Genomic DNA, 26,458 nt, shown 5'->3' with positions numbered 1-26,458 from the left:
ACTTTCTATTCACAGATTTGAAAATAAAGTTCGTGTAAACTGAGGGATATGTATAAATTGCTTTTCCTCATTTCCGCTGCCATCGCCCTTGTGTCTTGCCAGCAAGGTCCCTCTTTAGGACCTGGAGATGATGATCATTTGGCCAGCGCCGCTGAAACCGACTGCGGCTTCATTCAAAATAGTTATGGTCAACGTGTGTCTTGGAAGCTCAATATTCCTGTTGTGCTGCAACTTCATAGCGAATACCCGCCTGAATATGATGAAGTGATTAAACGGGCTGCTCAGCATTGGAATGATGCTGCCGGCATGACGCTTTTCCGATTTGATAGAACAGGCGCGAATCTGGGCACTGAAGTTACACGTAACGCTACGAACACCGTCCATTGGATGAAGACGTGGCCGGAAGCCCAAAAGACCCTGCAAGCGGTCACGAATCTTTATTGGCGCGGAAATCAGATTTACGAATCTGATATTGCCGTTGATCATAAGTACTTCAATTTCTTCGTCGATAAAGCAACGACACCCTATGATGTTCATTTAGAAAGTCTTATGATCCACGAGCTGGGACATGTGCTGGGATTAAAACATCGCACAGTGCCGAGTGTGATGTGGTCGACATTAAATGGTGCCGTGAAACGAGACTCTTTAACTGCAGCCGATCGTGAAACAATCAAGTGCGAGTATTAAGATGAAAAAAGAAAAAACGAATCTGCAAAAAATGTCGCGCATGATAAGCCTCGTGCTTTTAATGGCTGCATTGCCTTTCGGTGTCTTACTTCTTAATAAAAAGGTGAATCAACTTCGTGGCGTTGCCTCTACTGAAGAAGGTGCCGCTGTCACTGCGACCACGTTTGATTATGATTTGACAGAAGCATCTCCTGAACAATTTAAAAAAGCATTTAAGTACCAAGTTTTAAAAGAAGCCTCGGTCATTTCGACATCTCAAGGGCCCGCAATGCGTCTGGGCCTTTTCCTGATGAAGAATGATTCGGGAAGCAAGGTTTTTGCCTGTGAACAGTATCCTACGGTGGATTTAATTTTTGCGGCGGAAGGAATTGCATTTTCCGGAGAAATTCCACAAATGATCGTGCGTGTTCCTTGTACGGTTGCGGCCGATCAACGCCACATCGATACTTTACCCATTCCATTTTCCAAGATTTTAAAAAGTCCTACCTCTCAGTATGAGTTTCCTATAGCCGCGGAAGGGTCCCGCGAAGAAGGAAAGATTTTTTTCCGACACGTTGTCGAGTTTTGGCCGACGGAATGGACTTGGACAGGCGTGAAGTTTTACGGAATAAACCCCGAAGACACTTTGCAGATCAACGGGTACGAAGTCATTTCGGTTCTTGGCGAACCGCTTATCTTAAAAGCTAGCGAATAGATTCAAATTCAGGGACGTAGCGGACTTTATCTTCGCCGCGAGCTTTCGCTTCATAATCGCTATACTCTTTGCGGTGTTGCTCGACTTCTTTGGCGATTTGTTCGTCGATCTCTTTGTTCTTCTGCTCATTGATAGCATCAACGGCCATCGCCGTTTTCGTGACTTCTGGTTGAGATATATCTCCTACATAAATGGCGTTGCCATTAAAGAATTGAACTTCTTTTTCGAAACGGATGCGGTCGTCATAAAAAACATAGGTCCAACGGTCTTTCCCATGAAAGCGTTGGGTGCGAGAGGGGCTTCCCATTAAATCAAGTACGTCATCTTTTTCCATGCCGGGTTTTACTTCGCCAAACTGCTTTAGCATTGACGTCTGACAGGCTGTCGTCAAAAGACCGATTATCACGACAGGAATAGCCAAATAACGGAGCATAGTTCCCCCATCCTTCTATGCTACTAGTTTACTAAGAAGCTTGAAAGGCCGCCACTTTCTTTTGTCTCATTTTAATACAAAAAAGAAGCGGCCGAAGCCGGGGTTAGATTTCTCCCCGGCTCTTTCTTGCCATATGAACTTTAGCGGCCAGATGTATTTTCTTCCATCTTTTCTTTTCCTCCGCCATTTTCGCGGGATCCAATCGACGCTCCTGATAAGACGCTTCCTTTTGCAGTTTCAAGTAGCTTTCCCACCGGTCGGGATCCAAATCTCCGTTGGATAAAGCATTATGAATAGCGCAACCGGGTTCTTGATTATGGGCGCAGTCTCGGAATTTACATTGCTCTGAAAGAGACAGGATGTCCGAAAATAATTCCTGCACGCCTTCTTCCTGATCATGCAATCCCAACTGCCTCATACCCGGAGTGTCCATCAACACGGCTCCTTCTTTCAGACGAAACAAGCTGCGAGATGTCGTGGTATGGCGACCGCGATCGTCGTCTTCTCTAGCACTTTGAGTTTTAAGAATCTCTTCGCCCAGAAAAAAGTTCGTTAACGTGGATTTTCCAACGCCGGAAGATCCCATAAGAACGGCTGTTTTTCCTGGTTTCAAATATTTTCTTAAGCCCTCACACGTCTGCGGTTCAAAGACACTGACGGCGTAAATCGGAACTCCGATATAAGTGTTTTCAAGATCACGCAGAATACTTTCGGCGTTTTCGACTAAGTCGGCTTTGCTCAACACGATAACAGGCGAGGCGCCGCTATCCCACGCAATACTCAAGTATCGATCCAAACGATTGACGTTCAGATCGCGATTGAGTGACGTCACAATGAAGACAACATCGACATTCGCCGCGACGACTTGCACACCTTGCCCCGGATCGCGACGATAAAAACACGTGCGACGGTCTAAAACTTTTTGGATAAGAGCTTTGTCTTGATGCTCTTCCATACGGCAAAGCACCCAGTCGCCCACGGCGGGAAACGCGCCGGGCGCATTTGCAAAATCATGGCGAAAGCGTCCTGATACTTGCGCCAAAAGACTGGTCGATTCACCAAATGTCACACGGTAAAGGTCTCTTTCCTGACCAATCACGCGCGCCAACTTCAGATCGTCTTCTTTGTTTTCAATTTGTAGTTCAAAAAATAAATCCCATCCCCAAGAATTGAGGTGTGAGTATGAATTCACGCAAAAACTCCAATAGTTTTTCAAGTTAATAGAAAAATGGAGCTCTCGTGGATTTGAATTGTCTTAGGAATTTAAAACTAAGCGAATAGACCCAGAGAGCTGTTGTTTGATTTATTGAATTTTACAATCATAGGCCCTCCTGGTTCGTGGATATAAAACTATCATCGGGGAAGAACGCTTTTCCGTCAAGCGGTCGTCCCAATCTATGTCATAATTACTTCAACAAGGAATAAAACTTACGGAAAGCCTGTGGAGCTTGGCCCAGACCTTTTTTCGGATTGATGGCATCGCCAAACCCTGCTGGGTCCGCTTTTTCTCCATTAATGTAAAGCTCCGTCTGCGCCTGCGAAGCAACTGCGACGATGCGCAAAGCTCCGCGCAAGGTCTGTAAGTCCATAAGATACTGCATCTGCATTTCACCGGTCGCGCTATTTACGCTCATCTGTAGCTTAAGTGGTCCACTGACGGTGTCGCCATCTGCCAGCTTTACAGCCACGCGTCCCGCTCCACTGATTTTCATAATCATCGACATCTTTTCTTTTTCAATTTTAACGTCGGCGTTACCTACAGAAATCAGCTCTAACGTATATTGTTCCACCTTCGTGGATTCGCGCAGTTTTGGATCTTGAATTACACTGAACACTTTCTGTTTAAGAGTCACTTGATTTGAAATTTCTGCAACTTGCGAAGATTTATCAGCGCGCACGCTATTTACGCGAGTGATAGCTTCACCTTCTTCGACGAAGCTGAGCGGACATCCTTTTGCTGCAATCGACATCTGGGCCCGTTCACCCGAAACTGAACCTTCACGAATTTGTGTATCTCCCCACTGTGCCCCGAAAGCGGGAAAGACTTCACATTCTTTTTTGATTCTCTTTAAAAGAGCCACACCTTCCGGTGAAAGTTTTTCGATGGACTTTTGCCTTTCTTCAACCTCCACTGTTTTTGCGGATGCCCCGCTGACAACAGAGGTGAAGATAGCATTGGGTGCGGGAACGATTTTTATTAAGGCTTTGTTGAGATCCGTATAGTAGGTAACATCCGCCGCCGTCATCGCATTGGCTGGCTTTTCAAAAGGACGGAATTGATCAACCGGCGCTTCGGATCCGGAGCCGCCTCCACCTGAACAAGCTGTGATCGTTAACGCCGATACAATTAAGAAAGAAAATTGTTTCATTGAAACCCCTCAGTGTCCCTGAGGAGTATTAAATAACGTCCAAAATAAGAGTCAATATAGGAACTATTACTTCTTTAGGATGACCGGATCAACGATACTTGGCGCGGACTCTGGGGACTTTTTCTTTTCTTCGGCAACCGTGTGTCCCATTTCATTTTTGTTAGGCTTCTCGTATTGAATGCGCACCTTTTGCAAAGTCTTTTTCACGGAGTTCCCCAAGCTCAGCTGAGTTTCCATTTCTTCAATGGATTTCACTTCGATGCGCTCGTACTCGCGCTTCTCCGTTTGACCTTTTTCTGGATAACGGTATTTCAAAAGAGCCCGCTGTTGATCGTATTCTTTCACGTTCGTGTTCAGATCTTTATGCAACGTTTTCATCTGATTGATGATCTCGGCAACACGCGCAGAGTCTTTTGTTTGTTGTTTCTCAGTGATGAGCTTCTGAATTTCTGTTTCGGCAGAACGCACTTTGGCTTCTAAAGCCTGCACGCGTGCTTGTACAACGGCATAAGAATCTTCACTGGATTTGATTTCTTTCGGAGGAGCTTCGGCTTTTGCACCTTCTTTAGGGGCTTCGCCATGTTCAGCAGCCGGAGCTTCATTAGCCACCGCCACCGAAGATAGTGTCAAAAAGCTCAACGAAATTTTAAGAACCAGAGAGTACATCTTGCCTCCAAGAAATTTTAAAAGGCAGATATTTAATTCGGTTGATTAGGACGCTGGCTTTAGCCGGAGACAAACCTTTTAGGACCAGTCTTCCCTGACCAATTTGATTTAGAAGTTCAGTCACATCCCAACCAAAGCGGGAATCCGTCATAGCCTCTTTAAGCTGCATTACCAGGTGGCTGGACTCTATACCCTCAATGATCACGGCATAAGTCATTGGGCCAGCCAAGGTGTCGGCATTGGCAAAATCAGTCACGTCCGAGAAATCAGGAGTATCGGGCGTCGCCACATTCGTGGTCGACTCCGGCATGCGATCTAAAGTCTGAGAGAAATCGTAAGGAACCTCTTCAATAGGCTCTGACGGTTCTTCTAAAGGCGTCTCGACAGGAGCCTCTACCGGCGTATCGTAAGAAGAATCCGAAGTTTGATAATTATCACCACCTGGAACTTCAAATTCACTGCCCGGAGGAATCTCGTCCGCTGGAGTTAAATAAGGATCTTCCTGTGGAGTATTTTCTTCAGGAACTTCTTGCGGAATCTGTCCTTGATAAACCGTCGGCTCAGCGCCGGCAGAAAAGTCTTGTGCGGGCTCAACCGGATTTACGCCATACGCATTGAAGTCTTGCGGGGTTGGATTTTCGAAAGAGGTGCCGGCTTGAAAATCCGCACCACCTTCAAACTCAGTACCCGGTTGTATTTCGGGTTCCGGCGGCGCCTCGGGTTCGTGCTCCGCCATCTCAGGCTGTCCGTTCCAATCGATAAAGTAAACTGCGTTGCAATGGGGGCACGTGAATAACGTCCCCAAATGCTTATCAAGAATCTCTACCGGTGACTGGCAACTCGGACAAGGGATCAATTATCTTTTTCCTTTACCTTGTTTTTCAAGGCGACGACGTTCTTCACGATTCATCGGACGATCATCACGAGGTCCGCTTTGGAAAGTCATCTTACGTGTTGGTGCATCTGCCGAAGTCTCAACTTCTGGAAGAGTGTGACCAATGTCAGTTTCTGAAGGAGAAGAATAATCCAACTCATCCAGATCCGCTTCTTCCGGGCGCAAGCTTTCAAGAACTTGTTCTTCTGATTGCTGCGCTACCAATTGAACACGCATGATTTTTTCGATCGCATCGCTCTTGATCGTGTTATTCAAGTTTTCAAAAGCTTTAAAGGCTTCTTTTTTATACTCGATCAAAGGATCTTTCTGAGCATAACCACGAAGACCGATACCTTCTTTTAATTTATCGATCACGTAAAGGTGGTTCTTCCAGTGATGGTCGATGCTTTGAAGAAGAATCATTTTTTGAACTTGTTCAAAGAAAGGACCCATTGAAGATTTTTGTTTTTCAAAAACTTCTTTAACACCGTTTTTCACAGCGTCTGTCACCGTATCAGAGTTGATTGGCATGTTAGCAAAATCAATTTTGAAACCGAAGCTTTGAACAAGAGAATTGTTCAAACCATCCATGCTCCAATCTTCTTTCTTGCCGCCCTCTGGAGCGTAAGTATCAAGAAGATTAGAAACGACGTCACCCAACCAGTCCAAAGTGGTTCTTTCGATCTCTTGGCCTTCTAAGACCTTACGGCGCATGCCATAGATCGCGTTTCTTTGCGCGTTCATGACAGAGTCGTACTCCATCAAGTTTTTACGAATATCAAAGTTGTGACCTTCGACTTTGCGTTGCGCACCTTCAATGGCGTTTGTCACCATTTTCGCTGTGATAGGTTCATCTTCAGGAATGTTCAGCATTTCCATGATTTTCTGGATACGCTCACCATTGAAGATTCTCATCAATTTATCTTCTAGAGATAGATAGAAGCGAGACTCACCTGGGTCCCCTTGACGACCAGCACGACCACGAAGCTGATTGTCGATACGACGAGATTCGTGTCTTTCCGTACCGATGATATAAAGACCGCCAAGTTCACGCACTTCCGCACGCTCTTTTTCAACTTGAGGTTTAACTTTTGCCAAGGCTTCTTGGAATTCTGGTGAATCATCATTGCCTACAGAAGCTTTTGCCAACATTTCTGCGTTACCACCCAGCATGATGTCGGTACCACGACCGGCCATGTTCGTAGCAATAGTCACAGCGCCCTTACGACCGGCTTGCGCTACGATCTCTGCTTCGCGTTCGTGTTGTTTCGCATTAAGAACTTCGTGCTTAATACCTTCTTTACGAAGATACGCGCTTAAAGATTCAGATTTTTCAATAGACTCGGTACCAACAAGGATCGGCTGACCTTTGGCGATACGCTCTTTGATGTCGGCAGTGATCGCTTTGTATTTTGCTTTTTCAGACTTATACACAACGTCTTCTTGGTCTTTACGCTGAATAGGTCTGTTTGTTGGAATCACATTCACATCAAGATTGTAGATTTTTTTGAACTCAACCGCTTCTGTATCCGCCGTACCCGTCATACCTGAAAGCTTCGTGTACATACGGAAGTAGTTTTGGAAAGTGATTGTCGCCAAAGTTTGGTTTTCAGATTTAACTTCAACGCCTTCTTTAGCTTCGATCGCTTGGTGAAGACCATCACTCCAACGACGACCCGGCATCAAACGGCCCGTGAACTCATCCACGATCACGATTTCGCCATCTTTGATCATGTATTCTACGTCACGACGATAAAGGTAGTAAGCTTTCAAACCTTGGTAAACGTGGTGAAGAATTTCGATGTTTTGTGGATCGTAAAGATTTGAAAGACCCATCAACTCTTCAACTTTCGCGTTACCTTCGTCCGTCAAAGAAGCTGTTTTCGTTTTTTCTTCCATCGTGAAGTGAACATCACGCTTCAAGTGAGGGATGATCGCGTTCACGGCATAATATTTATCCGTTGAAGATTCCGCAGGACCTGAAATGATCAGCGGCGTACGAGCTTCGTCGACAAGGATGGAGTCACACTCATCCACGATCGCGAAGTTGTGACCACGTTGAACGTAGTCATTCAAATCAAACTTCATGTTGTCACGAAGATAGTCGAAGCCCAATTCATTGTTCGTGCAGTAAGTGATATCACAAGCGTACATTTGCTTACGTTGTTGGTCGTTCAAACCATGAACGATGATACCTGTCGTAAGACCCAACCAACCGTAAAGACGACCCATCCATTCTGCGTCACGACGTACTAGGTAGTCATTCACTGTCACAAGATGCACACCCTTACCAGTAAGCGCATTCAAATAAACCGGCAAAGTCGCCACAAGCGTCTTACCTTCACCCGTTCTCATCTCGGCAATGTTACCGCGATTCAGAACGATACCACCGATCATCTGAACATCGTAATGGCGCATTCCCAAAACACGCTTCGAAGCTTCACGACAAACCGCAAACGCCTCTGGCAAAATATCATCAACAGTTTCGCCTTTTCGAAGACGCTCTTGGAACTCAGGAGTCTTTGCTTTAAGTTGTTCATCCGTGAGAGCCGCCATCTTTGGCTCTAGGGCATTGATACGATCCACTGTAGGCTGGATCTTCTTCATTTCACGATCATGCTTCGTACCGAAAATTTTTGTAAGCGCTTGTGTAATCATAGTCTTAGAGAATAGACCCAAATCCATTAAGGCGGCAAGGTAACGTGCCATAACTAGTCTGCGTCATTCATTCGGAAAAGATACATTTCCTCGACGAAAGGTTGGCTTCGGACGACGCCTTCTTGGAGGGGAATTTAGGTGGTGTTTCTCGCTTCGTTCGGCACGCCATCCGGGCTCAGTTGCCGCCGCACTTTGTGCGGTTCGCGCCATCGTGGCGCCGGCAAAGGCCTCTCTTCGGAGACACACCACCTAAATTCCCCTCCAAGAAGGCTCGCATAAGCTAACTTTGTGGAACTTTATTTTTCCTCTTCATTCCCCGTCTTCGTCTTTGCGTCAGAAGCAGCAGCAAATAATCATGGGATATTTTGATGACTAAAATTAAGTTGGTTTCGTCTTTTAAAATTTTTTAATTAATACTCATAGCGCTTTTTAAAAAACGCCGAAGGCCAGAAAAACCACTCGCGGAAGCTTACAGAAAACTCCTACGCATTTCTAAATTCTCGCATACAAGTACATCAGTTCTTTTCCGAAAAAGATTTTCTTTACACCAGATTTGCGCTTGGAAGTGGGCTTAGCCTTAAGCGATGAGTCCGAAGAAGGGCCTTCGGTGGCGCCACGATGGCGCGAACCGAGCCAAAGGCTCGGCACCGACTGAGCCTGGAGGGCGTGCCCGCCGAAGCGACTCAGCGGTTAAGGCTAAGCCCACTTTCCAAGCGCAAATCCGTCGTGCGAAGGACAAACTCTACTTCGAATAGTTAACCTGACGAACCCCTTCGTAAGCAGCAATAGCAACGCTAGTAGCGAGGTTTAGGCTGCGCGCTCCTTCGCCGATCATGGGGATTGTTACTGTTTGGTTTGGGTATTTTAGTAAGAGGTCAGGATCTAGGCCTTTTGTTTCTTTTCCGAAGACGAACCAGTCGCCTGGTTGGAATTTGGGTTCGAAATATGTGCGTTTTGTTTTTGTTGTGAAGAGCCAGATGCGGGATGTGTCTTCGACTTTGCTCCACCAGTCTTCAAACGTGGCGTGGCGATGCCAAGAAAGATGGGGCCAGTAATCAAGGCCGGCGCGTTTTAAGTTGGTGTCGTTGATTTCAAAACCCATTTTGCCAACCAAGTGCAGTTCGCAGTTGGTGGCAACACAGGTGCGCCCGATGTTTCCGGTGTTTTGCGGAATTTCGGGCTCGATCAGAACAATGCGGAAAAGTTTTTGCGAATCAGAACTAGGCAAGATGCTTATAAACCTCTTGGCCAAGTTTGGATAAAGCTAAACGACGACCTTTATCGACGATCAGCTCTAAGTTCATGAGTTCGCGATACAAAGTCAGGTCAATAGGAACAATCTCTCGGCCAGTCGATTTTCCTAGCTTTTGAATGTACGTGACTTGCTTTTCTGAAAGCTTTGACGTCAAAGATGGATGTTCTTCCAGAGAACGTTTCCAGTCTCCGCCAGGAATCACAGCGGCATTCACCGGAAGTTTTAATGGATTTAGGAAGTAAATCCAAGCGCGGACTGGAGCCGATGAGCCTTCTGGATACACATCCACTTCTTCTCTAGAATAAAGACTCTGATCTGGATCGTGGCGGTTGTAGCCGTGGAACTCATCCATGAGGCTCAAAAGCAACTCTGAGCTTTTCAGTTCCACTAGCTGACCTGGAACCAGGTCACTGCCGGCTTTAACGATAGCCGGAAAGCCTACTTTTAATCGGTAAGCCGTCGCTTTAACGCGCGCAAGTACTGAAGATTCCAAGAAATTTTGGATCTTGTTAAAGTGAACCATGCCTTCACAGAAAGATCCGTAGACGAAAAAACGTGTTGTAGTCATTATCCCCCCCGAGTACGACAACAATAGTGGCTTTTCCTAAAAGAGGTCCCGTGTGTACCAAAAACCACAGGGCACCGCAAGCCGCTTTCTGAGCAGTTGCTCTTTTTTTCCAAGAAGTGACAGTTTCTGTTTTGCGTTATTAGCAATTAAAAAAATTAAATGACTTTAACAGTTTTTGCATTCTTGCGTGAACTTGCTATCCTCTTCACAACGTTTTCCCGAACAAAAGGTTCAATGAAAAAAATTGAGGCGATCATAAAACCCTTCAAGCTCGATGATGTCGTCGACGCACTAGCAGAAGTCGGCGTAGAAGGTATCACTGTCTCAGAAGTTCGCGGGTTCGGAAGACAAAAAGGACGTACCGAGGTCTACAAGGGCGCCGAATACGTCGTCGATTTTCTACCAAAAATAAAAATAGAAGTAGTTCTGCCTGACGCTCTGATCGATAGCGCAGTAGAGGCTATTCGTAAAACTGCACACACAGGAAAAATTGGTGACGGAAAAATCTTCGTGATTCCTGTGGAATCTGTTCTTCGCATTCGCACTGGTGAGAAGGACGAGCAGGCACTTTAGGATTGTTTTTTAAGCAAGGCTCGGAGGCCCAAATGACCCAGATGACTGGTAAAGACGTACTGAAGTTCGCCAATGAAAAAGGCGCAAAGATGGTAGATCTCAAGTTCTGTGACATGATCGGAACTTGGCAACACTTAACTGTTCCCCTTCATCAATTGACTGATGAAACTTTCGAAAACGGCTTCGGCTTTGACGGAAGTTCTATCCGCGGATGGAGAGGTATTGAAGAATCTGATATGATCATCTTGCCGGATCCAAGCACAGCCATGATGGATCCATTCATGCAGGTTCCAACTCTTTCACTTATCTGTGACGTCTGTTTGCCAGAGACTCTGCAGCCTTACAACCGCGACCCTCGTCAGCTGGTTAAAAAAGCGATCGCTTACATGCAGTCAACAGGCATTGCCGATACGGCTTACTTCGGTCCTGAAGCTGAATTCTTTATCTTTGATGATGTTCGTTATGAACAAACCAGCAACTCCGCTTTCTATATGATCGACAGCGAAGAGGCTGTTTGGAACACGGGTCGCGATGAAGGCGGCCGTAACTTGGGTTACAAAGTACGTAGCAAAGAAGGTTACTTCCCAGCTCTTCCAACAGACACACAACAAGATCTACGCACCGAGATCTGCTTGGAACTTGAAAGATGCGGAATGCAAGTGGAACGTCATCACCACGAAGTAGCTTCTGCAGGTCAAGGCGAGATCAACTTCCGCTTCGATACAGCTTTGAACATGGGCGATAAAATGATGTGGTTTAAATACATCGTTAAAAACGTGGCAAAACGCTACGGCAAAACAGCGACGTTCATGCCAAAACCTGTTTTCGGTGATAACGGCTCTGGAATGCACATTCATATGTCTTTGTGGAAGGATGGAAAAAATCTTTTCGCGGGTAACAAATATGCGGGTCTTTCTGAAATGGCGCTTTACTATATTGGCGGCGTTTTGAAACATGCTCCTGCTCTTTGCGGCATTATCAATCCAACGACAAACTCTTATAAACGTCTGGTTCCAGGTTTCGAAGCACCAACAAAATTGGCTTACAGCTTTAAAAACCGTTCTGCAGCAATGCGTATCCCGAATTCAGGACCAAATCCAAAAGCGCGTCGTATTGAATTCCGTACTCCAGATCCAACGGCAAATATCTATCTTGCTGAGGCGGCGATCTTGATGGCGGGCCTTGATGGTATTATCAATAAGATTCACCCAGGTGATCCACTTGATAAAGATATTTACGGCCTTCCTCCGCAAGAGGCAGCGGCAATTCCTTCTGTCCCTGGAACTTTGGAAGAAAGTTTGAATAATCTTCGCGATAACTGCAGCTTCTTAAAAAAGGGCGACGTGTTCAGTGAAGATCTGATCGAAACTTGGATCCAGTACAAAATCGACAAAGAAGTGCGTCCGGTTCAGCAAAGACCTGTTCCGTACGAATTCCACTTGTACTACGACTGTTAATTGCGCTATTCAAAAGAAGTGGGGGCAAGCTTGCTTGCTCCCGCTGGACATCTTTCCCTGGTTAGGGAATAATCTCTAAAAATACACAACTTAGGAAAAGACAATGGCATCAGACGACGTAAGAAATTTTATGGGTTATCTTTGGATCCGTCAGGAAGATGGTGTTATCACTATCGGCATCAACGAAGACGGTTTGGAAGATTTTGAAGAGATCTCTTCTGTTGAGCTTCCGGCTGAGCAAGAAAAAATCGACGCTGACGTTGTCATTGGTACTTTAGAGACTGACGATGGTCCGTTGGATATCTACTCTCCAGTGTCTGGAACTGTGATTGAAGTGAACACTCAAGTTGTTGAAGATCCATCTATTATCATGGAAGACCCTTACGAAGAGGGTTGGTTGATCCGCATCGAAGCTGATGAAGATTACGATGACGAGGATGAAGACGAAGATGATGATGATGACGACGATGAGGATGATGAAGATTACGAAGACGACGAAGACTAAGAAGCTTCGTTAAAAGCAAAAGCCCCATTACTGGGGCTTTTTAATTTCTTAAGCTATAACAACGACGTCACCTGTGTCCCCGTTTCCCACCGATAAGATTGATAAGGAAAGTGATTACCGCCAAAGCCAGGAATACCATCAACAGTAGGCGGCCGATTTCCATCGACATACCTGCGATTCCTGAAGCTCCGAAGATAAAAGCGACGATTGCGATGATGAAGAAGATAATCGCGGCTCTAAGCATTGGGACCTCCTTTTGATATTTCTACGAACGAAACTCACTTACATTATGGCTTGAGTGAACTATCAGTTAAAGATCGATTGAAAGCGTGTGTTCACATACAAATGCGGAGTGACCCCGAAGTCCGTTTTTGTTACATATAGTTCATGAAGACCGCGCGATTCGATAACCTAATTCTGTATACCATCTGCACGTTGATCTGGGGTTCCACTTACCTTGTGATCACATTTCAAGTCGATGCAGCCTCTCCGATAACTTCGGTCTTCTGGCGATTCTTATTAGCCGCGGCTCTGCTCTTTGGTTTTTGCTTCTTTAAAAAACAGAATCTTAAGTATCAGCGTCGAGAACATGTTCTTTTCGCCCTTCAGGGAATTTTCATGTTTTCCGTGAACTACATGCTGACCTATATCGCGGAAACAATGATCAGCTCTGGGATGGTCGCGCTGACCTTCACGCTTTTGATTTATTATAATATGTTCGGCATGAGGGTTTTCTTCAAAAAACCCATCAATCGCAGTGTGATTGTGGGCTCACTCTTAGGTGGCCTAGGAATTGTTTTTATTTTTCTTAACGAGATTCTGCATTTTGATACGAATTCAAAAACCATTCTTGGTCTTGTGATCGGATTTTTTGCGACCATGTCCGCTTCGATTGGAAACATGGTCGCGCAAAAAAGTTATCAATTGCGTATTCCCGTCTTAATCACAAACACCTGGGGAATGCTTTACGGAAGCATTTTCACGTTACTCGTAGCACTTATTCATGGCGATAGCTTAGCTATACCACTGAACGCACGTTTCTTAAGTGCGCTTCTTTACTTGGCGCTATTCGGCTCAGTCATCGCTTTTGGGGCTTATTTATCTTTGGCAGGAAAAATCGGTGCTGAAAAAGCGGCCTACACCAGCGTTATTTCTCCGGTGATCGCGATCACTCTTTCCAGTTTTTTTGAAAACTTTGTGTGGACGCCGTATATTATTACCGGCGTCGTTCTTTGTCTTTTAGGAAATATTCTTACTCTGACCAAGCGGGCGGGTTGATTCCCGGCGGTAAAAAGAAGACGCCTGACTGATACATCATAGACAGCACACGAGCACTGGATTTGCGAAGATCCTTTCCCTGAGGTGAACCATTATCAACGACAATCATTCCGTCTTCACCTGCGGATATGTATGTGTGGCCTGGTGATTTTCCAACTTGGTGCATGATAAAGCTACCAGTGATGGGACGATAAACAGAAGCATCCCACGGAATCCAACCAGCTCGATAAAGTGCTGCAGAGAAGTTCACCACCGCCGCCGTGTGATGCCAGATCAATGGATTCTTTTTGTTTTCATTAAAGTCATCAGTGACTCGATAACCTGCGCGTTGATAAGCCTGCCTTAAAACTTCGGACTGAAACTCGGCGCACGGAACACTTTCAAAACCATGACGAACAGCCGTGGCTCGAGTGGCGATGGTCCAAGCTCCCCGCGTAGAGATGGCACCCGTTTTTTCAAACTGCGCTGAAAGACGCTGAGCCAGTTTAGAATCAATCATCATATAGGACTTTTCTGAAGGCTCTGTACGTGTCGCCGCTCTTTTTAGTTCAGAGTAAATGCTGCGCCACTTTTCTCTTTCTTCGGAAGATAACGATTTGCCATCCACCATGTGATTGAGTCGTGAGCCAAATCTTTTACGAATGGATTTTGAATAGCGAAATTTCGGTCTTCCGTCGGCATGAAAGTACTCAAGAAATGCTTCATTAGGTTCTGACGTGGTATGAACGGCGAAGTGGCCTTCGGTCCCTTCGATATCTTCAATAATAGAAGCAAAGATAGATAAACCACCGGCCGTGGTATTGAAGTCATTGATCTTTTCTGCGGTGAACTCATCTTGATAATCTGCGGGCACGGAAAGAATGCGAATGGGATGGATGAAACCCGTGCTAGATCTTTCTAGGTTTCCTTTAGAATTTCGAAAAGGCAGATACTTCTTTGTGTACTCTAGCGGAATTTCAATTTGCGCGCCGGCAGGGAGTTCCGCTTTTGCTTCAAGAATGCCATTCACCTCATAACGAATCATTTTTCCTTCGCTAAGAATAATTTTTTTCGTCGGAATGCTCTGGCTCGATTCCGGAATGGGAAGCAGTATCTGTGGCTTAACTTCAACTGCATGGACGGCATTTGAGTTGAAAAGAAAAAATGCGGTCACAAGAATGGATTGTGCTGACATGGGCTCCTCCGAAAAGATCCATACTGAAGAAACTTTTCGGAGGGGTCATATTAAGGACTGTTAATTTGTGCAAACTCAAGTTTGCTGACCGACTAAATCCTTCAACTCAACCACTAAGTCCTGCATACCTTGGGACAAGTGTGACATTTGATCGCTGGTCTGCGCGACCTCTTGAGCCACTTGAGCATTTTTCTGCGAAGCCTGATCTAGTTTATTCATAGCTTCACTGATTAATGAGATACCGCGGGCTTGTTCATGACTGGCGCCAGCAATTTCATTGTTAATTTCTAAAACTTTTTGAGCCGAAGCTAAAAATTTATTTAAAAGCTCACCACTTTGATTCGCGATTTCGCCACCTTCATGAATCTGGCGCACGCTTTCTTGAATCATCTTTGAAATATTTTTAGCAGAATCTGCACTTCTTTGCGCAAGGCTGCGAACCGCATCCGCAACAACCGCAAATCCTTTTCCCATTTCTCCGGCACGGGCTGCTTCCACAGAGGCATTCAAGGCTAAAAGATTTGTTTGGAAAGCAATGTCATCAATGACTTGGCTGACTTCCTCGATCTTCGTTGCTGAAGCTCTTAAAGCATCCATCGAAGTTATAAGTTTTTGTACAGACTCAGCTCCCGCTTTGGAAGCATCAAAACTTTCTTGAGATAATCCCGAAGCCGCTTTGGCATTTTCAGAGTTAGACTTCACCATGCTGGATAGCTCTTCAAGCGAAGCGACTGTTTCTTCAAGTGAAGCGGCCGACTGAGTCGCTCCTGAAGCCAAATCCTGACTGGCTTTATTCAAATGCGTGCTCGTGTTTTCTAAAGAGTTCCCCGTGCCTTCAATGCGTGTAGCAAAGCCAGTCATTCGACGCACCAAACTCACTGTCACCCAGATGCCCATCACCAAACAGAACAAACCACCGATGATGGAAATCAATAAGTTGATCATGCGGAAGGCCGCACCGGATTCATGCGCCGTAGCCGCATCTTTTTCAATCAACTCACCCAAAGTTTCCATTTTGCCTTCGAGAACTTTAAACGAAGCTTCAAACTTAGGAAGCTCCACCAGCGCAGCACGGTAACCTTCGGCGATGGCTAGATCCACAATCTTATTTGTGGATGCAATGTAGTTCATCATTTCCGGCTTGGTTTCTAGAATCGCATTTCGAGTGTTATCATTTAAAGGAAGCTTTTCTAGAGCTTCAAGGTATTGTTGAAATTCCTCGGACTTTTCCTGCGCTTCTGTTTTGATCTCTTTCAACTGCTCCGGATTGTTTTCAGCGGCAAGCAATGACGCCAAAACTACAGACCTCAATCCATCATGCATCATATCCGCTAACGTCATATTGCGAACTGCGGGCAGTTGCACATTGGCGACGTTATCAAACTGATTCATCAGCTTGGTGGAGTTAACGAAAGAAAGTGTAGCGACGCCAGATAGTACAATCAAAAATCCGCCACACAGCAACCAAAGTTGTTTTTTAAGGGTTAAACCCATATCACCCTTACCAGAGTTTTGATTCGATTGATAAATAAAGAATCACACCAGTTTCGTGTTCTTCCGCGGAAGGGCCAATTCCCAACAAAGCACCGATGCCAGGAACGATTTCAGTTTCTTCTCCAGCCTCAAAAGCTGTACGGATGCCCGGCACCACGTAATATGTTGATGCGGCGGCTTTCATATCAGGACCGATCACAGATTCATTGCTGTTAAATACAAACTCACAAAGCAGGTTTGTTTTTGGAGTGTAATTGTAAACGACGCTGGATCCAAAGTTGAACCCAAAGGTCGTTGCCGTGTCTCCATTGACGTCTTTAGCATCAGGAGTGAAGGTGAAACCCGCATTCCAATGATTTGTCCAGCGATCATTGATCGTGATCGAAACGGCCTGGTTGAACTGTAATCCAGCAACGCCTGTCCCGAATCCCTTTTTGTAATCACCTGTTGGCGCAATTAAAGTAAAGCGCGGAGCCATAGCGAGAGTCGGCGTGTTCAAAAGTTGATAGCGATAGTTCAGTAGAATGTCGCCGACCTGAGTTTGATCGCTTTCACCCGCCTCGCCCGTTTGTTTCATCACCGGAACAACAAAAGAGAATTGATGAGTTTCATCCGTTATAGGGATTTCACTTGTGAAGTTATAAGTCCAATCATGCGAAGGATTTAGATACTGATAAGTTTGAATAAATTGAACAACACCCGGCTCTTGATTGTAAGCCTCTTCCATAAGAAAAGAGTTGTCCTTCACGACCTCTGCTTGCGCAAAAGACGCCATCATTAAAACCAAAACGTTCAAAATTCCGAATTTATGCATGTATCCCCCGAGAGTGTTTCGAATATCTTTTCTCGAACCTCGGCGAAAATCTACGGAGTACGTATTTCCCAACAAAGAACAAAACTTTGGGAGGGGTTTTCTTTAGGCAGTGCGCTTAATTATATGAAAGCCAAAACGTGTGCGCACAGGTTTAGACGATATTTCCCCGACCTTTAGAGCAAAGGCCGCGTCTTCGAAGTCTTCATCCATGCGACCTGGACCAAAAGTTCCAAGGTCTCCACCCTGGGCCGCAGAAGGGCACGTCGAACAACGTTTCGCCAATTCCTCAAAACTTTTTCCGGAACTCAAGGCGCGAAGAACATCTTCGGCTTCATACTGATGCTTCACAAGAATGTGGCTGGCGCGGATTTTCATAGTCACACACTACTTGTCGTTTTCAAAAATGTCACCCGAAAGCTTTTTTTCGCCTTATCCAACGTATAAGAATTTTTTTGGAAGATCATCACCCTTCGTTATTTGCGACTTGGGTTTGTGCTTGTTTCAGGCTGAAACAGGCTCTTCGGACTGAATGTTCGGCCCCAGTTCTGCAAAAGAAATTTAAAAAAAGAAGGGAAACACTATGCCTATCAATCCGTACGTAATCGAACAAACATCCGCTGGAGAACGCAGTTACGATATTTATTCTCGCCTGCTCAAAGACCGTATCATCATCTTGGGCTCGGCTGTCACCGACGAGGTCGCAACCTCTTTGATCGCCCAGATTTTATTTCTGGAGGTGAACGATCCAGATAAGGATATCCATCTTTATATTAATTCCCCGGGTGGATCCGTCACTGCTGGGATGGCCATCTACGACATCATGCAATTCGTAAAATGCGACATTGCCACATATTGTTTGGGTTTGGCGGCAAGCATGGGTTCTTTGCTCTTAACGGCAGGCACCCCAGGGAAACGCTTCGCGATGCCTAACAGCCGAATTTTACTGCATCAACCGCATCTGGGTGATGGAGGGTTGGGCGGACAAGTGACCGATATCGAGATCCACGCAAAAGAGTTGGTCCGTACGAAGAAAAGGATGACCGAGATATACTCCCTTCACACCGGTAAGAAGGCAGATTTCCTGGCAAAGACGATGGAGCGAGATCATTATATGAGTGCGGAAGAATCCAAGATCTTTGGAGTCATCGATCACGTCATCCCCGCCCGAAAAAAGCTTTTAAAAGAAGCTGGCTAATCTCATGTTCGCAAGGAGAGCTTCGGCTCTTCTTGCTTCCAACTTTGGGCCTGCCGCCGTCTCAGAAAAAGAAAGCGCTTGTGAATTAACAGGAAGATGCCTCAAACTTAAAGATAGCGATACTCCACTTAATTTGAATGTCTTGGGACTGGGGGAAGCGTCTTGGCAGCCAACTACTACCTAACTACAGGTAAACAAAAACTAGGGCCGTTATCAGAGAAGAATATCATTGATGGCGTTCGCTCTGGAAAAATCAGTTTGTTTGATATGATTTTGAATAATCAGACGGGCGAATGGATGATGCTAGCCCAGCATCCTGATTTTTCCGATTTAGATCCTTCAAATGAATCTAACACTTCATCTGAGTATGGCGATCATCTGGCGGTTGGCTTGATATCGGATCAAGAATCGAACGAGAAATTAGATCTCCCTGAATTTATCACTCCCGATAATTTTCCAATTTTAACTCCCGTTTACTGGTACGAAAAAGACCACTCAGACCAGCGTTTAAAATACTTGGATGTGCTTGAACTTATTCATTCTCAAAAGCTTTCTGAACAGAGCTTGATCTCGAAGAATCCGCACGGCCCTTGGCAGCCCGTTATCAATTGGGACGAGTTCTCGCCGAAATCATTAGAAGATTATAAAAGAGCTTCAAATGAAGATCTTCCCGACGTCCATATTCGTCGAAAATCGCAACGCTTTAACTGTGGAAAGGTTTTCGTCGCCCTTTCAAAAAAGGGAACAGGTTTTCAGGTCTTCTGTGCCGATATCTCTAAAACCGGCTTAGGCTTTTTGGTTCGCGCCGCTAAGTGTGACTTAAATGACGAGCTAATGATTAAATTTGACGACAAACTGCAAGACAGTAAGTTTGACGCCAAAGGCATTGTGGTTTCAGTTCGAAAAGTAAAACTGCCGGGCGCCAACGATATTTATATCCGCTACGGCGTGCGTTTCACTGCACTTTCCGAAGCGGGTAAAAAATTTATCTTGTCTGTCACGAAATCCTAATTACTTTTGCAACGTATTGATGAAGGCCTCTACCTTGGGAAGAACTTCATCAAAGTCTTTATCGTGAAAGTTCAGCGTGGGACGAATCATTTCTGGTGGCATCTCTTTGGCCTTCATTCTGAGCCAGAAAGAACTTTCCGCAGGGCTTGAAAGATTGAGCATGGTGCCCTTCATCTCAAGCACCATTTCTTTTGCGGTCGCCTTCTGAAATTGCGAGTGGCACATAGCACAGTTCTTTTTCACAAGGGGGACAAGTGGCTCAAAAGCCTGCAAAGTTTTTTCGGAAATATGCGACTTTGACGGATCTTCAGAAATCTCATCTGCTTTTTTACCAGAGGAAATTCTTAAAAGAGCTCCGTTTTTATCATCCAAAACAAGAACCGAACCGTCATTCAAGGCGGTTAAGCCTGTGGGGGCGCCGCGAGGACGAACTCCCTCTTGTGCCTTCCAACCAAATACCACCTCTTGGTATTGGCTATCGGTCGGTGTTCCCAATTCATCAACGGGATAAGCGACGATTCGCTGACCGTACTTTTGATATCCGTGCCATCCGACTAAAAGTTTGTTCTTCAATTGAGGCAGCAGTTCCCCTTTGTAGTAAAGAAGACCCAGAGGAGCCGTGTGAGCAGGCATAAAGATTTTTGGTAAAGCGAAATTCTTCGCACACATTTCACCGGTAACTTTATTTTTAAATCCTGGAGCGACTTCCCCGCGCGAATGGCAATAAGGCCAACCGTAGTGTTTTCCTTCTTCTAGAATATTTAACTCTTCATAAGGGCGTTCTTCATCCGGAAGATCCAAGCCGTTTTCACCTTGAAGGACCAGGCCTGAAATTGGATGCACGGTTAACGCCATAGAGTTTCTTAAGCCGCGCGAAAAAGGAATAACCCTCACCGCTTTTCTTTGAGTGTCATTACTGAGTGTTACTTTCCAAACGGCGGCACTCGCAAGGGCACTTTCAGACTGAATGCATTTTCCATTTTCGTCGATGGTTTTTATACCAGAACCGCAGTCATCTGAAGGGGCACCGACATTTATATACATTTCCGTGAAGTCCCGATTGGCGGCCATTTGAATAAGAGGATGTTTGTTCTTCAAGCGATTTTCCAAAGCATTATAGCTGCCCGCACTTGCGTATTCTCCTTTACGGAAAATAGACTGAGCAAAGTCATTCACGACAACTTCAGTTGCGGTATCAATATTAAATTGTCCCGTCTTTGGGTCTCTGGGTTGAAAGCGCACCACGGCTGTCGGCGTTCCAACATAAAGGCGCCCCTCGGGATCAATAATGATCCCATTAGGCATCGTGAGTTTCTTTGTAGGAAAAAGATTAACCACCGCTGTTTTTTCGACGCCAGAAGAATCTTTTCCACGATAAACAGCATACACAGTTCCGCGACCGAAAGCCCAGCCACCCATTTCAGTGACATAGATCACGCCTTCTTTAGATTGCACGGCGTAACGAGGCATTTTAAATCCCTCTTTTTTTCCAGCTAGAACACCAACACACAATCCCTCTAGAGTCGCCACCGGGGCTTGGGGAAGACCGTCACAGAGCACAGAAGTATCAAGACGGTATCCCGAATTTTCAAAAACTTCCGCGTTCGCTTGAACCGCCGTCAGTGCTGAAAAAACTATGATCCATTTTGAGACAACCGCTTTTGCTTTCATAAGTCTTCCTTTCAAAGGAATATCCAGCTTATGAAAGAGCAAAAGGTACGCCCTGTTATCTGCAACTCCATCGGTATTAGCGAACCAAGATGAGAATCAAAATGGCCAAGGACAAATTTGGCTGACACCTTTTGTACAGCTATTCGTCCTGTAAATTTAACGCAGGCGCTCTTGGGTTTTAGCTTCAGATCGAAATGGCCTCATTACTTTCCTTTTCGTAACCAAAGCACAAAAAGGTGCGTACTTCCAATATTTTAGATTTCAACTATCCTTCAGAAAGCGACTCACTAAAAGAAAGGATATCGCACATGAAAACACAAAACGAATCAATCAGAACAAAAGCGCAAGAGACTTTCGAAAAGCATCTTGAGTATCTTTCTACAGGGAATATCAGTGCCTGGATGGCTCTATGGAACGAAGGCGGCGTCTTGGAATTTCCCTTCGGCCTTAAGGAATACCCAGCCCAGGTCAGCGGCAATGAAGCAATTCACGAATACATCCGCCACTTCCCGAATTACTTGAAGATTGAGTTTACAAAACCCACATATCATCTGACTGAAGATCCAAACCTTGTGATTGCTGAATTTAAAGGTTTTGGTAAGATGGTCACGAACGGACGCCCGTACAATCAAACGTATATTTCCGTCGTGAAAACAACAAACGGAAAGATCGACAGCTACAAGGATTTTTGGAATCCACTGGTTTTACAAACGGCGCTCGGAGAGAACAATAAATACGACGGGGCTACAGCAAATATGTAGCGTGCCCAGGGGTTTTTTAAATGAACAAAAGAACTGAAAAAGAAGTGCTTAACCATAAGGTTGAAACGACCTTAGAGCGTGTCATTAAAAAACCCCTGTTCGATGAAACATGTATCTTTAGCGTAGCGGCACGATTCCTGGGCGACAAATGGACAATGATTGTTCTTGTCGCCCTTCTTGAACGGACCAAACGCTATAATGAACTTCAAAAGCAAATACCGACCATCTCGCCAAAGATGCTCGCTCAAACTTTAAAGTCTTTAGAAGAGTGGGGCTTTATTTCACGAGAGGTCTATCCCGAAATTCCTCCCCGAGTGGAGTACTCGCTCACCCCGTTTGGCCGAAGCCTTATGCCCACACTTTCCGTGCTGTTTGATTGGGCCATAGAAAATGAGAGCAAGCTGCGCAAAATTAAGTGATTTGCGCCATTCTAATTGCGAGACATCCTAAAGACGGATAAGTCCTTAGCAAAACTAAGAAAAAATCTTTCGTGAAACCCCGACTCAAGATGAGGCTATTCACTTTTTTTACGAGTAGAAAATCTCATTCTTTGCAAAAATAAAAATAGATCTTTGCAGAACTGAGCCAGGGAGTTCATGGAATGAAAAATAATAAGATAAGAGGCTTTCTGGCTCTATCCGTGATTTATTTGGTTCTTTGCTTTTTCTATTCAAATTGCGCCCGCACCGAAGAAGCCCGTTCGCCGGCCTCTATGGGTATTATCGGAACTCAATAGAATTTCACCACTAGAATTTGTGACGGTGAAGAATCAGCCCGTGACTAGGATCGTAAGGCGACACTCCGACACTGACGCGATCGCCGACGACAACCTTGATATTGAATTTTTTCATTTTTCCACAAAGGCGTGCCTTGACCAAGACTCCATTTTCCAGAGTCACTGAATAAACACCACCGCCAGAAAGATCGACGACTTTACCTTCGACATTTACCAAATCATCTTTTGCCATAGTACCTTGCTTTACGAATAGAAAACTAGCCGGTGGGCAACACCGACTAGGAAATTAATTTTGAAATTCTGTGACTAATAAGAACGGCGAGACCCGAAGGCGCCACCACGTCTATTAGATGAGAAACGATTTTCTTGAGGACGCGCTTCAGAAACATTCAAGGGACGACCTGACAAGGCAATGCCGTTTAATTTATGAATCGCGTCCTGTGCCTCTTCATCTGTCGACATCTCGACAAACGCAAAACCTTTGCTTCGACCTGTTTCACGATCGGTCAGTACATTGACGGAAGCCACGCTTCCTGCCTCTGAAAAGACAGTGCCTAGTTGCTCTGAATCCACTGTGAATGAAAGGTTTCCGACGTATAATTTTCTTCCCATAATTGCCTCCATAAAAAGCTAGGGGCCATTCGCAAAAGACAAAAGGGAATCTAATGAAGGATGTGAACGACTTGTTGCCGTTAGTAGAACACACTCCCCCTCAATTAGATATAACCAAAATCGAAACGTTCAAATCGAGCTCAGATCGAAGAGGACGTGTTTGAGACGAAAAATATTCAGTCTCATGTTATTTGTGCGAAAACAAAGTCGAGTCCGGCACTAAGTCTTTTCACAACCTCTCTGTTTCTGAAGATTTCATGATGTTATAAAAAAGAGTGAAAGGGAGACATGATCAGGTGAGAGAGACTGAAACAATTAAGAAGAATGTAACGAACCGACTGACGGAGATGCTTTCAAAAGAATCATCTGTGACGAACAACTCTGATGCTCTTCTGGATGCTGTTCCTCCTTTTCTGGATGATCTACTTAGCTACATAAACTCAGACAGTCGTTTCACATTCCGTCATTTAGAAACCGATGGCATGTCGGCACCCTACGGAAGAGCGAAAGCCGCACTGACTAGTTTTCCTCTTCCACAACTTTTAAAAGAATTCAGTCTGCTACGCAAAGCCGTTAATGAAGAACTGCAAAAACAAAATGAGCTTAGCTATGAGGCTAGAAATAAAGTCGATGAGGCCATCGACGCCGTGATCTCGCTGGCAGTCACAGAGTTTGTGACCACAAAGGGCCAAAGAACCGAAGATGCCCTGACGAAGGCCGAAACCAGTAATAGAAGTCTAGAACAGTTTGCTGGTGTTGCAGCTCATGATCTTAAGTCTCCGCTAGCGACAATTTCAGGGTACTTAAGTTTGTTGGAAGAAGAGTTAGGACAGGCTTTGCCAGGTAACGAATATATTCCAATTATTGAGGGTGCCGCAGAAAGAATGCGCAAGCTTATCGACCGCTTGTTAAGCTATGCTCGCCTTTCGGGAAAAAACATTCCTTTTGAGAAAGTGGATCTCAACGATGTCCTAAAAATTTCAATTCAAAACTTACACAGCGCCATTCAAGAGACACAAACTCAGATAGAATCTGATGAGCTTCCTTCTGTGTATGGTGATTTTGAACTTCTGGTGCAGGTATTCCAGAATATTTTTTCTAACTCGATCAAGTTTCGAGGTACAAAGCCTTCACGCATCAAAGTCACCGTGCAAAGCCGACCTGAACAAAGTTCGTGGGTATTTTGCATTAAAGATCAGGGAATCGGATTCGACCCAAAGGAAAAGGACACTATTTTTGGTCTGTACACGACATTGAACTCGGGCAAACAGCTCTCTGGCTCAGGAATTGGACTGGCCACGTGTCGCAAAGTCGTCGAGCTGCACGGAGGCCAAATATGGGCCGACTCCAAGCCTAATCACGGAACATCGATCTTCTTTTCTTTGCCCGTAATTAACGCTGAAAACTAATACGGGCTTTCTCAGACTGTAAATTTTATTCTCTCTGCCCCAAATCTTGCGCTTTCAGAGGGCTCTGAGTAAGTTCCCCAGGCATTATAAACACAATTAAGGAGATTCCATGAAAGCACTTATCGCTTTAGCTTTGGTTTTTGCAGTATCCACTTCTCACGCTTACGGCCTTTCTTGCGGCCAACTAGTAGACTACAAAAACAATCTTGCAAAAGAATTGAACTGGTTGAGAGAGAAAATGAGAGAAACAAGAAACTCTGACACTCTTGAGCTTTACATGGGCCAATACGAAGAGCTTTACGCTAAATACCAAAACGCAGAAAAAGCTATCAGCAGCGACTGCAAATAGTTCTTTCCTAAAAAATGGAATGAAATAAAAAAGGCTGCGAGATCCGCAGCCTTTTTTTTATACGATAGGCTCACCCTGTTCTAACTTATCTATGAACTTTTGAATCATCCGATCGCGGGTTTCCTGTTTTTTTGCGTTTTGCAGTCGGTACGAGATTGAAAAAAGATTTCTTCTATCTAACTTTTTGAATGCCGCACTCGCCTTCTTATTCTTTTTGAGTTGTTTAAGAAACTCTTCCGGCACTTCGGAATTCTTCGGCGAAGCATAAGCCGCATCCCAACGACCATCCGCTTTCGCAGCCTTCACCGCCGCTAAGCCCGCAGGCTGCATCAGGCCATCTTTCATCAAACGCTGCACATGTTCGGTATTAATCTTAGACCATTTACTGCGCGCCGTACGGGGAGTATATCGATTGCAGTAACTGATCTCATCGACAGCCTTACGAATCCCATCAATCCATCCAAAACAAAGCGCTTCATCCAACGCCTCTTGGTTCGTGATGCCTTTCTTGCCGGAATCCTTTTTGTAAAAACCAATCCAGACCTCAGAAGCCTTATCGTGATTCTTCTGAAGCCACTTATGAAGTTCATTTTTACTTTTAAAGAATTTAATCTGCATCGAATCTATCCAACCATCTCGCGTGCTATTTCAAGAAGCTTCGACATCGTATTAAAATTACGAGTCGTCCCTCGTACCGAAAGCTTCTTTTCAAAATAGTTGTTATTAAACTTAGATTCACTAATCAGAGTGCGATACTCTGCATAGACCACTTTTTTCTTAAGTACGATCTTATCGGGAGAAAAATCAATTACGGAAAACGCCTTCTGAGCAGAAGCACTGGGCATATCGGAAAGCAAAGTGTAGTAGTGCGTCTTTCCGTCGGGCTTTTTAAAAGGACTCTCTTTAAGAACACGCGCGAGCTCGTCCGGCGTCAGAGCAAAAGTATCCAAATCCCCACCAAAGTTCTTTTTGATAAGAGCCCGTACCTTTTTCTCAACTTCACGAGCTTCCAAGGAAGTTCTAAGAAGAACATTCCCACTAGCAATATAAGTCCGTACATCAGAAAACTTATTCTGCTCAAGAAGCTTGCGAAACTCCGCCATAGGAACTTTATTTTTCCCAGTAGGAGTCACCGCTCGTAAAAACACTATGTAATATCCCATACTTCAGTTGTAAGAAGTTTAAGAAGGAACTTCAAGGCCAACGAAGACAAGA

The 26,458-nt window shown here is 45.0% G+C and carries 30 protein-coding genes and 1 pseudogene; 13 read left to right on the top strand and 18 right to left on the bottom strand.

What is annotated here, in order from left to right:
• The first annotated feature begins 48 nt into the window (after positions 1 to 48).
• Together AZI87_RS08215 and AZI87_RS08210 are read left to right on the top strand one after the other, a co-directional pair.
• Positions 49 to 687, top strand: a complete 639-nt coding sequence (locus tag AZI87_RS08215) for a matrixin family metalloprotease (protein ID WP_063206083.1) — start codon at positions 49 to 51, stop codon at positions 685 to 687.
• A 1-nt stretch (position 688) separates the two neighbouring features.
• The gene (locus AZI87_RS08210; RefSeq protein ID WP_063206082.1) at positions 689 to 1,381 is read left to right on the top strand and encodes a hypothetical protein; all 693 of its coding nucleotides are present in this window, start codon (positions 689 to 691) and stop codon (positions 1,379 to 1,381) included.
• On the opposite strand, the gene AZI87_RS08205 is transcribed toward AZI87_RS08210, so the two are convergent.
• From AZI87_RS08205 to AZI87_RS08170, 8 genes and pseudogenes are all read right to left on the bottom strand, one after another.
• Entirely contained in the window at positions 1,371 to 1,814 is a 444-nt protein-coding gene (locus AZI87_RS08205) for an outer membrane protein assembly factor BamE (RefSeq protein WP_063206081.1), read from the bottom strand. The two genes, AZI87_RS08210 and AZI87_RS08205, sit on opposite strands and share 11 nt — an antisense overlap.
• Positions 1,815 to 1,917: 103 nt before the next feature.
• Entirely contained in the window at positions 1,918 to 3,006 is a 1,089-nt protein-coding gene (gene rsgA, locus AZI87_RS08200; RefSeq protein ID WP_081112151.1) for a ribosome small subunit-dependent GTPase A, read from the bottom strand.
• 214 nt (positions 3,007 to 3,220) lie between these two features.
• Positions 3,221 to 4,183, bottom strand: coding sequence for a hypothetical protein (locus tag AZI87_RS08195; protein WP_063206080.1), 963 nt, complete (start codon positions 4,181 to 4,183; stop codon positions 3,221 to 3,223).
• Positions 4,184 to 4,249: 66 nt separating this feature from the next.
• Positions 4,250 to 4,849, bottom strand: coding sequence for a hypothetical protein (locus AZI87_RS08190; protein WP_063206079.1), 600 nt, complete (start codon positions 4,847 to 4,849; stop codon positions 4,250 to 4,252).
• Positions 4,830 to 5,585, bottom strand: a complete 756-nt coding sequence (locus tag AZI87_RS08185) for a hypothetical protein (protein WP_253696555.1) — start codon at positions 5,583 to 5,585, stop codon at positions 4,830 to 4,832. The genes AZI87_RS08190 and AZI87_RS08185 overlap by 20 nt, the downstream gene beginning before the upstream one ends.
• A gap of 327 nt (positions 5,586 to 5,912) precedes the next feature.
• Positions 5,913 to 8,381: pseudogene (gene secA, locus AZI87_RS08180) on the bottom strand (preprotein translocase subunit SecA); the annotation flags it as partial.
• A gap of 742 nt (positions 8,382 to 9,123) precedes the next feature.
• Positions 9,124 to 9,609, bottom strand: a complete 486-nt coding sequence (locus AZI87_RS08175; protein ID WP_063206077.1) for a tRNA (cytidine(34)-2'-O)-methyltransferase — start codon at positions 9,607 to 9,609, stop codon at positions 9,124 to 9,126.
• Positions 9,602 to 10,204 carry a gamma-glutamylcyclotransferase family protein gene (locus AZI87_RS08170; protein ID WP_081111041.1) on the bottom strand — a complete coding sequence of 201 codons (603 nt, stop codon included), beginning with the start codon at positions 10,202 to 10,204 and terminating at the stop codon, positions 9,602 to 9,604. The genes AZI87_RS08175 and AZI87_RS08170 overlap by 8 nt, the downstream gene beginning before the upstream one ends.
• Positions 10,205 to 10,438: 234 nt before the next feature.
• On the opposite strand from AZI87_RS08170, the gene AZI87_RS08165 reads away from it, so the two are divergent.
• The 3 genes from AZI87_RS08165 (at position 10,439) to AZI87_RS08155 (ending at position 12,739) form a co-directional block, all read left to right on the top strand.
• Positions 10,439 to 10,777 carry a P-II family nitrogen regulator gene (locus tag AZI87_RS08165; protein ID WP_063206617.1) on the top strand — a complete coding sequence of 113 codons (339 nt, stop codon included), beginning with the start codon at positions 10,439 to 10,441 and terminating at the stop codon, positions 10,775 to 10,777.
• Positions 10,778 to 10,818: 41 nt separating this feature from the next.
• A complete protein-coding gene (gene glnA, locus AZI87_RS08160; RefSeq protein WP_063206616.1) occupies positions 10,819 to 12,234 on the top strand; it encodes a type I glutamate--ammonia ligase in 1,416 nt (471 codons plus the stop codon).
• A gap of 103 nt (positions 12,235 to 12,337) precedes the next feature.
• On the top strand, positions 12,338 to 12,739 hold the full coding sequence (locus AZI87_RS08155) for a glycine cleavage system protein H (RefSeq protein WP_063206076.1): 402 nt from the start codon (positions 12,338 to 12,340) through the stop codon (positions 12,737 to 12,739).
• Between the two features lie 67 nt (positions 12,740 to 12,806).
• Here the strand turns inward: AZI87_RS08155 and AZI87_RS17985 are convergent, their stop codons facing one another.
• Entirely contained in the window at positions 12,807 to 12,983 is a 177-nt protein-coding gene (locus AZI87_RS17985; protein WP_081111042.1) for a DUF1328 family protein, read from the bottom strand.
• A gap of 143 nt (positions 12,984 to 13,126) precedes the next feature.
• Between AZI87_RS17985 and AZI87_RS08150 the strand changes: the two genes are divergently transcribed.
• Complete coding sequence (locus AZI87_RS08150; protein WP_063206075.1) at positions 13,127 to 14,017, top strand: DMT family transporter; 891 nt, start codon at positions 13,127 to 13,129, stop codon at positions 14,015 to 14,017.
• On the opposite strand, the gene AZI87_RS08145 is transcribed toward AZI87_RS08150, so the two are convergent.
• The 4 genes from AZI87_RS08145 to AZI87_RS08130 all read right to left on the bottom strand — a co-directional run bounded on the left by AZI87_RS08145 (position 13,992) and on the right by AZI87_RS08130 (position 17,874).
• On the bottom strand, positions 13,992 to 15,191 hold the full coding sequence (locus AZI87_RS08145; protein ID WP_063206074.1) for a hypothetical protein: 1,200 nt from the start codon (positions 15,189 to 15,191) through the stop codon (positions 13,992 to 13,994). The two genes, AZI87_RS08150 and AZI87_RS08145, sit on opposite strands and share 26 nt — an antisense overlap.
• Before the next feature lie 75 nt (positions 15,192 to 15,266).
• A complete protein-coding gene (locus AZI87_RS08140) occupies positions 15,267 to 16,685 on the bottom strand; it encodes a HAMP domain-containing methyl-accepting chemotaxis protein (protein ID WP_063206073.1) in 1,419 nt (472 codons plus the stop codon).
• Between the two features lie 7 nt (positions 16,686 to 16,692).
• Positions 16,693 to 17,499, bottom strand: coding sequence for a transporter (locus tag AZI87_RS08135; protein ID WP_063206072.1), 807 nt, complete (start codon positions 17,497 to 17,499; stop codon positions 16,693 to 16,695).
• A gap of 102 nt (positions 17,500 to 17,601) precedes the next feature.
• Positions 17,602 to 17,874, bottom strand: coding sequence for a peptidylprolyl isomerase (locus tag AZI87_RS08130; RefSeq protein WP_063206071.1), 273 nt, complete (start codon positions 17,872 to 17,874; stop codon positions 17,602 to 17,604).
• A 205-nt stretch (positions 17,875 to 18,079) separates the two neighbouring features.
• On the opposite strand from AZI87_RS08130, the gene AZI87_RS08125 reads away from it, so the two are divergent.
• Complete coding sequence (locus tag AZI87_RS08125) at positions 18,080 to 18,694, top strand: ATP-dependent Clp protease proteolytic subunit (RefSeq protein WP_063206070.1); 615 nt, start codon at positions 18,080 to 18,082, stop codon at positions 18,692 to 18,694.
• A 162-nt stretch (positions 18,695 to 18,856) separates the two neighbouring features.
• Positions 18,857 to 19,705, top strand: coding sequence for a PilZ domain-containing protein (locus AZI87_RS08120; RefSeq protein ID WP_063206069.1), 849 nt, complete (start codon positions 18,857 to 18,859; stop codon positions 19,703 to 19,705).
• Here AZI87_RS08120 and AZI87_RS08115 read toward each other — a convergent pair whose 3' ends face one another.
• Positions 19,706 to 21,376 (bottom strand): PQQ-dependent sugar dehydrogenase, encoded by a 1,671-nt coding sequence (locus tag AZI87_RS08115; RefSeq protein WP_063206068.1) that lies wholly within the window; start codon positions 21,374 to 21,376, stop codon positions 19,706 to 19,708. It lies immediately after the preceding gene.
• Positions 21,377 to 21,684: 308 nt separating this feature from the next.
• On the opposite strand from AZI87_RS08115, the gene AZI87_RS08110 reads away from it, so the two are divergent.
• From AZI87_RS08110 to AZI87_RS18355, 3 genes are all read left to right on the top strand, one after another.
• Entirely contained in the window at positions 21,685 to 22,137 is a 453-nt protein-coding gene (locus AZI87_RS08110) for a nuclear transport factor 2 family protein (RefSeq protein ID WP_063206067.1), read from the top strand.
• 20 nt (positions 22,138 to 22,157) lie between these two features.
• The gene (locus AZI87_RS08105; RefSeq protein WP_081111043.1) at positions 22,158 to 22,556 is read left to right on the top strand and encodes a winged helix-turn-helix transcriptional regulator; all 399 of its coding nucleotides are present in this window, start codon (positions 22,158 to 22,160) and stop codon (positions 22,554 to 22,556) included.
• A gap of 182 nt (positions 22,557 to 22,738) precedes the next feature.
• Complete coding sequence (locus AZI87_RS18355; protein ID WP_301335611.1) at positions 22,739 to 22,873, top strand: hypothetical protein; 135 nt, start codon at positions 22,739 to 22,741, stop codon at positions 22,871 to 22,873.
• Positions 22,874 to 22,883: 10 nt separating this feature from the next.
• On the opposite strand, the gene infA is transcribed toward AZI87_RS18355, so the two are convergent.
• Together infA and AZI87_RS08095 are read right to left on the bottom strand one after the other, a co-directional pair.
• On the bottom strand, positions 22,884 to 23,105 hold the full coding sequence (gene infA / locus AZI87_RS08100; RefSeq protein WP_063206066.1) for a translation initiation factor IF-1: 222 nt from the start codon (positions 23,103 to 23,105) through the stop codon (positions 22,884 to 22,886).
• Positions 23,106 to 23,179: 74 nt separating this feature from the next.
• Positions 23,180 to 23,485, bottom strand: coding sequence for an RNA recognition motif domain-containing protein (locus tag AZI87_RS08095; RefSeq protein WP_063206065.1), 306 nt, complete (start codon positions 23,483 to 23,485; stop codon positions 23,180 to 23,182).
• Positions 23,486 to 23,781: 296 nt separating this feature from the next.
• On the opposite strand from AZI87_RS08095, the gene AZI87_RS08090 reads away from it, so the two are divergent.
• Both AZI87_RS08090 and AZI87_RS08085 read left to right on the top strand, forming a co-directional pair.
• The gene (locus AZI87_RS08090; RefSeq protein ID WP_155722518.1) at positions 23,782 to 24,894 is read left to right on the top strand and encodes a sensor histidine kinase; all 1,113 of its coding nucleotides are present in this window, start codon (positions 23,782 to 23,784) and stop codon (positions 24,892 to 24,894) included.
• A 109-nt stretch (positions 24,895 to 25,003) separates the two neighbouring features.
• A complete protein-coding gene (locus AZI87_RS08085; RefSeq protein WP_063206063.1) occupies positions 25,004 to 25,243 on the top strand; it encodes a hypothetical protein in 240 nt (79 codons plus the stop codon).
• 57 nt (positions 25,244 to 25,300) lie between these two features.
• Here the strand turns inward: AZI87_RS08085 and AZI87_RS08080 are convergent, their stop codons facing one another.
• Together AZI87_RS08080 and AZI87_RS08075 are read right to left on the bottom strand one after the other, a co-directional pair.
• Positions 25,301 to 25,861 carry a YdeI/OmpD-associated family protein gene (locus tag AZI87_RS08080; protein ID WP_063206062.1) on the bottom strand — a complete coding sequence of 187 codons (561 nt, stop codon included), beginning with the start codon at positions 25,859 to 25,861 and terminating at the stop codon, positions 25,301 to 25,303.
• 5 nt (positions 25,862 to 25,866) lie between these two features.
• Positions 25,867 to 26,406: a DUF1697 domain-containing protein gene (locus AZI87_RS08075; RefSeq protein ID WP_081112150.1), complete on the bottom strand. Its 540-nt coding sequence runs from the start codon at positions 26,404 to 26,406 to the stop codon at positions 25,867 to 25,869.
• Positions 26,407 to 26,458 lie beyond the last annotated feature (52 nt).

The organism is Bdellovibrio bacteriovorus (genome assembly GCF_001592745.1).
GTDB classification, from domain to species: domain Bacteria; phylum Bdellovibrionota; class Bdellovibrionia; order Bdellovibrionales; family Bdellovibrionaceae; genus Bdellovibrio; species Bdellovibrio bacteriovorus_B.
This window is presented reverse-complemented; position numbering and strand designations above follow the sequence as displayed.

Bases quoted from the DNA above. Each gene is read 5' to 3' on its own strand.
- AZI87_RS08215 (WP_063206083.1), top strand. From the start codon at position 49: ATGTATAAATTGCTTTTCCTCATTTCCGCTGCCATCGCCCTTGTGTCT.
- AZI87_RS08210 (WP_063206082.1), top strand. From the start codon at position 689: ATGAAAAAAGAAAAAACGAATCTGCAAAAAATGTCGCGCATGATAAGC.
- AZI87_RS08205 (WP_063206081.1), bottom strand. From the start codon at position 1,814: ATGCTCCGTTATTTGGCTATTCCTGTCGTGATAATCGGTCTTTTGACG.
- AZI87_RS08195 (WP_063206080.1), bottom strand. From the start codon at position 4,183: ATGAAACAATTTTCTTTCTTAATTGTATCGGCGTTAACGATCACAGCT.
- AZI87_RS08190 (WP_063206079.1), bottom strand. From the start codon at position 4,849: ATGTACTCTCTGGTTCTTAAAATTTCGTTGAGCTTTTTGACACTATCT.
- AZI87_RS08185 (WP_253696555.1), bottom strand. From the start codon at position 5,585: ATGGCGGAGCACGAACCCGAGGCGCCGCCGGAACCCGAAATACAACCG.
- AZI87_RS08170 (WP_081111041.1), bottom strand. From the start codon at position 10,204: ATGACTACAACACGTTTTTTCGTCTACGGATCTTTCTGTGAAGGCATG.
- AZI87_RS08165 (WP_063206617.1), top strand. From the start codon at position 10,439: ATGAAAAAAATTGAGGCGATCATAAAACCCTTCAAGCTCGATGATGTC.
- glnA (WP_063206616.1), top strand. From the start codon at position 10,819: ATGACTGGTAAAGACGTACTGAAGTTCGCCAATGAAAAAGGCGCAAAG.
- AZI87_RS08155 (WP_063206076.1), top strand. From the start codon at position 12,338: ATGGCATCAGACGACGTAAGAAATTTTATGGGTTATCTTTGGATCCGT.
- AZI87_RS17985 (WP_081111042.1), bottom strand. From the start codon at position 12,983: ATGCTTAGAGCCGCGATTATCTTCTTCATCATCGCAATCGTCGCTTTT.
- AZI87_RS08150 (WP_063206075.1), top strand. From the start codon at position 13,127: ATGAAGACCGCGCGATTCGATAACCTAATTCTGTATACCATCTGCACG.
- AZI87_RS08145 (WP_063206074.1), bottom strand. From the start codon at position 15,191: ATGTCAGCACAATCCATTCTTGTGACCGCATTTTTTCTTTTCAACTCA.
- AZI87_RS08140 (WP_063206073.1), bottom strand. From the start codon at position 16,685: ATGGGTTTAACCCTTAAAAAACAACTTTGGTTGCTGTGTGGCGGATTT.
- AZI87_RS08135 (WP_063206072.1), bottom strand. From the start codon at position 17,499: ATGCATAAATTCGGAATTTTGAACGTTTTGGTTTTAATGATGGCGTCT.
- AZI87_RS08130 (WP_063206071.1), bottom strand. From the start codon at position 17,874: ATGAAAATCCGCGCCAGCCACATTCTTGTGAAGCATCAGTATGAAGCC.
- AZI87_RS08125 (WP_063206070.1), top strand. From the start codon at position 18,080: ATGCCTATCAATCCGTACGTAATCGAACAAACATCCGCTGGAGAACGC.
- AZI87_RS08115 (WP_063206068.1), bottom strand. From the start codon at position 21,376: ATGAAAGCAAAAGCGGTTGTCTCAAAATGGATCATAGTTTTTTCAGCA.
- AZI87_RS08110 (WP_063206067.1), top strand. From the start codon at position 21,685: ATGAAAACACAAAACGAATCAATCAGAACAAAAGCGCAAGAGACTTTC.
- AZI87_RS08105 (WP_081111043.1), top strand. From the start codon at position 22,158: ATGAACAAAAGAACTGAAAAAGAAGTGCTTAACCATAAGGTTGAAACG.
- AZI87_RS18355 (WP_301335611.1), top strand. From the start codon at position 22,739: ATGAAAAATAATAAGATAAGAGGCTTTCTGGCTCTATCCGTGATTTAT.
- infA (WP_063206066.1), bottom strand. From the start codon at position 23,105: ATGGCAAAAGATGATTTGGTAAATGTCGAAGGTAAAGTCGTCGATCTT.
- AZI87_RS08095 (WP_063206065.1), bottom strand. From the start codon at position 23,485: ATGGGAAGAAAATTATACGTCGGAAACCTTTCATTCACAGTGGATTCA.
- AZI87_RS08085 (WP_063206063.1), top strand. From the start codon at position 25,004: ATGAAAGCACTTATCGCTTTAGCTTTGGTTTTTGCAGTATCCACTTCT.
- AZI87_RS08080 (WP_063206062.1), bottom strand. From the start codon at position 25,861: ATGCAGATTAAATTCTTTAAAAGTAAAAATGAACTTCATAAGTGGCTT.
- AZI87_RS08075 (WP_081112150.1), bottom strand. From the start codon at position 26,406: ATGGGATATTACATAGTGTTTTTACGAGCGGTGACTCCTACTGGGAAA.